Annotated in this window: 4 protein-coding genes; 3 read left to right on the forward strand and 1 reads right to left on the reverse strand. The window is 63.0% G+C overall.

Translation table 11 applies throughout. From position 1 onward, the window contains the following. Window positions 1-318 precede the first annotated feature (318 nt). Entirely contained in the window at window positions 319-570 is a 252-nt protein-coding gene (locus tag EN906_RS28810; RefSeq protein WP_127268833.1) for a hypothetical protein, read from the forward strand. A gap of 2 nt (window positions 571-572) precedes the next feature. On the opposite strand, the gene EN906_RS28815 is transcribed toward EN906_RS28810, so the two are convergent. After that, window positions 573-1,211, reverse strand: coding sequence for a DNA-3-methyladenine glycosylase I (locus EN906_RS28815; protein WP_127268832.1), 639 nt, complete (start codon window positions 1,209-1,211; stop codon window positions 573-575). A 215-nt stretch (window positions 1,212-1,426) separates the two neighbouring features. On the opposite strand from EN906_RS28815, the gene EN906_RS28820 reads away from it, so the two are divergent. Together EN906_RS28820 and EN906_RS28825 are read left to right on the forward strand one after the other, a co-directional pair. Next, the gene (locus tag EN906_RS28820) at window positions 1,427-2,164 is read left to right on the forward strand and encodes a L,D-transpeptidase (RefSeq protein ID WP_127268831.1); all 738 of its coding nucleotides are present in this window, start codon (window positions 1,427-1,429) and stop codon (window positions 2,162-2,164) included. A gap of 261 nt (window positions 2,165-2,425) precedes the next feature. Continuing rightward, window positions 2,426-3,077: bifunctional 5,10-methylenetetrahydrofolate dehydrogenase/5,10-methenyltetrahydrofolate cyclohydrolase (locus EN906_RS28825; RefSeq protein ID WP_164777429.1), on the forward strand; the 652-nt coding region annotated here is incomplete at its 3' end.

The raw sequence follows: 3,077 nt of genomic DNA on the forward strand, positions 1-3,077 counted from the left end.
ATGCCCGAGTCCGCGTTCAGCTCTCTTCTCCCCGTATAGTGACGGGGAGAAGAGAGCTGAACGCGGACTCGGGCATTCTCTTGCAACCTGGACGACTGGCGAAACCATCGACGAGGGCGTCCTTCTCCCCGTCGCTATACGGGGAGAAGTGCCCGGCAGGGCGATGAGGGGCGGCGCAGAACGACCAAGATTTGGGCCTACCACCGAGCCAAGCTCTGAAACAAAACGCAGCGAAAATGAAACAATCCCGCCACGGGTACGGCATTGTGCCGACACAATCGTCGCCGATAAAGCGCGGGAAATGAGGGGTTCGCGGCCATGACCAGCACAGCAAGATTCCACGCCATCGACAGCGATGCCGAATTGCCCGCACGCCTGCGCCCGGCCGACATCAACGCCCCGAAAATGATCAGCCAGGCTGCCGGCCCGTTCGAAGTGCCCGGCGAGACCGGCAAGGGACCATCCATGCGCGACGCGTTGATGACCGGCCTGCTGGTGATCTATCCGACCGTGGCCACGGTGGTGGCGATCGTCGCCGGCCTGGTGCTGGCCAGCGCCAACGGCACCTGAGCCTATTTCGGCCGCCTGAAAGCCTTCCGCTGCTTCTCGACCTCTTTGCGGCAGACGCAGCCCTCGAGGTGGTCGTTGACCAGGCCCATGGCCTGCATGAAGGCGTAGACCGTGGTCGGGCCGACAAAGCTCCAGCCGCGTTTCTTCAGCTCCTTCGAAATCCGCACCGAGACGGCCGTTGTCGGGTTGGCGCGCAGATGGGCGAGGTCGACGATTTGCGGCCGCTCGTCCTTACCGGGTTCGAACTTCCAGAACCAGGCGGCCAGCGAGCCGAATTCGTCGGCCATTTCGCGGGCGCGCTTGGCGTTGTTGATGGTCGAGACGATCTTGCCGCGATGGCGGATGATGCCGGCATTGCCGAGCAGGCGTTCGACATCCTTGTCGGTGAAGGCGGCGACCTTGTCGAACTCGAAATTAGCGAAGGCTTCGCGAAAATTCTCCCGCTTGCGCAGGATGGTCAGCCACGACAGGCCCGACTGAAAGCCTTCGAGGCAGATCTTTTCGAACAGCCTGCGGTCGTCGGCCACAGGCCGGCCCCATTCATGATCGTGGTAGTGCAGATAGTCGGGCAGATTGCCGTGCCAGAAGCAGCGCGCGACACCGTCGGGACCGGCGAGCAGGCCGGTGTTTTCCTTGTCCATAAGCCAAAATCCGTTCGTTAACGCGCTTTTGCGCGGCATTTACTGCGGCTTTACCAGATTCCTGAACCCTGCGGTAACCACACCAAAAGGTTTACCGACAGTTCCGCATTTTACGCATTCCGATTCATGTTTCGGTTGCTGCTTGCGCGCCAATGATCGCCGAACCGGGAGGACGTTTCCACCCGTTTTGTATCAGACGATCAAGGTGCGTTACGATGAAGACAGTTCTGTTTCCCGTGCTCGGCGCCGTGGCTGTGTTTGCCGCCGGCGTCACACCCTCCACCGCCGGCGACCGCTATGCCGACAGGCCGCCGGTAATGGTGAGCCCCGACCTTTCCGCACCCTGGGTGCTGCAGCTTGGCCAGGCACCCGGCATCGTGCGCCAGAACCGCCAGGTGGTGCAGCAACAGCGGCGCCTGCGCCTGGCGCAGCCCGACCGGGTGCAGACGGCGGCGGTGCAGCCGCCGGCCAAGCGCATGCTCGCGCGTCCTCAGATCAACCCGATCTACCTGCCGCAGGAAGTCGACTATGACGGAGGCCAGAAGCCGGGCACGATCGTCATCGACACCACCCAGAACTTCCTCTACCTCGTCGAGAAGAACGGCAAGGCAAGGCGCTATGGCGTCGGCACCGGCAAGCCGGGCTTCGAATGGTCGGGTACGCACAAGATCACCAGCAAGCGCGAGTGGCCGGACTGGCGCCCGCCGGCGCAGATGATCAAGCGCGAAGCCGCCAAGGGCCGCTATTTGCCGACCTATCTTGCCGGCGGCGCGGAGAACCCGCTTGGCGCCCGCGCGCTCTACCTCGGCACGACCGAATACCGCATCCACGGCACCAACCAGCCGTGGACGATCGGCGGCGCGGTGTCGTCAGGCTGCATCCGCATGCGCAACGAGGACGTCGTCGACCTTTATGAGCGGGTCAATGTCGGAACCACGGTCGAGGTGATATAATAATCCTTGCGAATCACCTGGCCAGCAAAGCAGTCCGCTTTTCGAGGCCAGTTTAGGGATAACGGGGGACGGGCCGTATGGGGATGCGGCCGGTCAGGAAGGGCAGCACGGGAAACCGCGCTGCCCTTTCCGTTTTTGAGCAGAAATCGAGGGCAAAGGTCACCCACGCGTCGCGCAACGGGCATAGCGGTTCGCTTTCATGCTGCCCTTTACCGCATTCTTTTGCTATCTCGGTGGCTAGTTCCACAAAAGAGTTCACCCATGCCCCTGTCCGAAGACAGCCGTTATCTCAAGGGCGGCCCGGTCGCCCAGCGCATCATCGCCGCCGTTGCCGAGGACGCAGCGATCGCCAAAGCCGAGGGTTTTCCCCCCAAGCTGGTCTCGATCACCGTCGGAGACACCGATGCGGTGGATGTTTATGTGCGCAACCAGCGCGCCAAGGCTGAGCTCGCCGGCATCGATTTCGAGGAGCGGCGCTTTCCCGCCACCATCACGGCAGGCGAGTTGGAAGCGGCCATTCACGGCCTGAATGCCGATCCGCGCGTCACCGGCATCATCATCCAGCGGCCGGTCCCGGTGCATATCCCGATCAGGACATTGCAGGCGGCGGTGCATCCGCTCAAGGATGTCGAAGGCATGCATCCGGCCTCGATCGGCAACATCGTCTACAATCAGCTCGATCTCGCGCCTTGCACGGCGGCCGCCTCGGTCGAACTGCTCAAGGAAACCGGCCTCGACCTCAAGGGACTGGAAGTCGTCATCGTCGGCCATTCGGAAATCGTCGGCAAGCCGATCGCCTTCCTGCTGATGAGCGAAGGCGCGACGGTGACCGTGTGCCATCACATGACGCGGTCGGTCGCCGCCCATGCGCGACGTGCCGATGCGCTGTTCGTCGCCGTCGGCAAGCCGCGGC

The sequence above is a fragment of the Mesorhizobium sp. M7A.F.Ca.CA.004.06.1.1 genome, assembly GCF_003999135.1.
Lineage (GTDB): Bacteria > Pseudomonadota > Alphaproteobacteria > Rhizobiales > Rhizobiaceae > Mesorhizobium.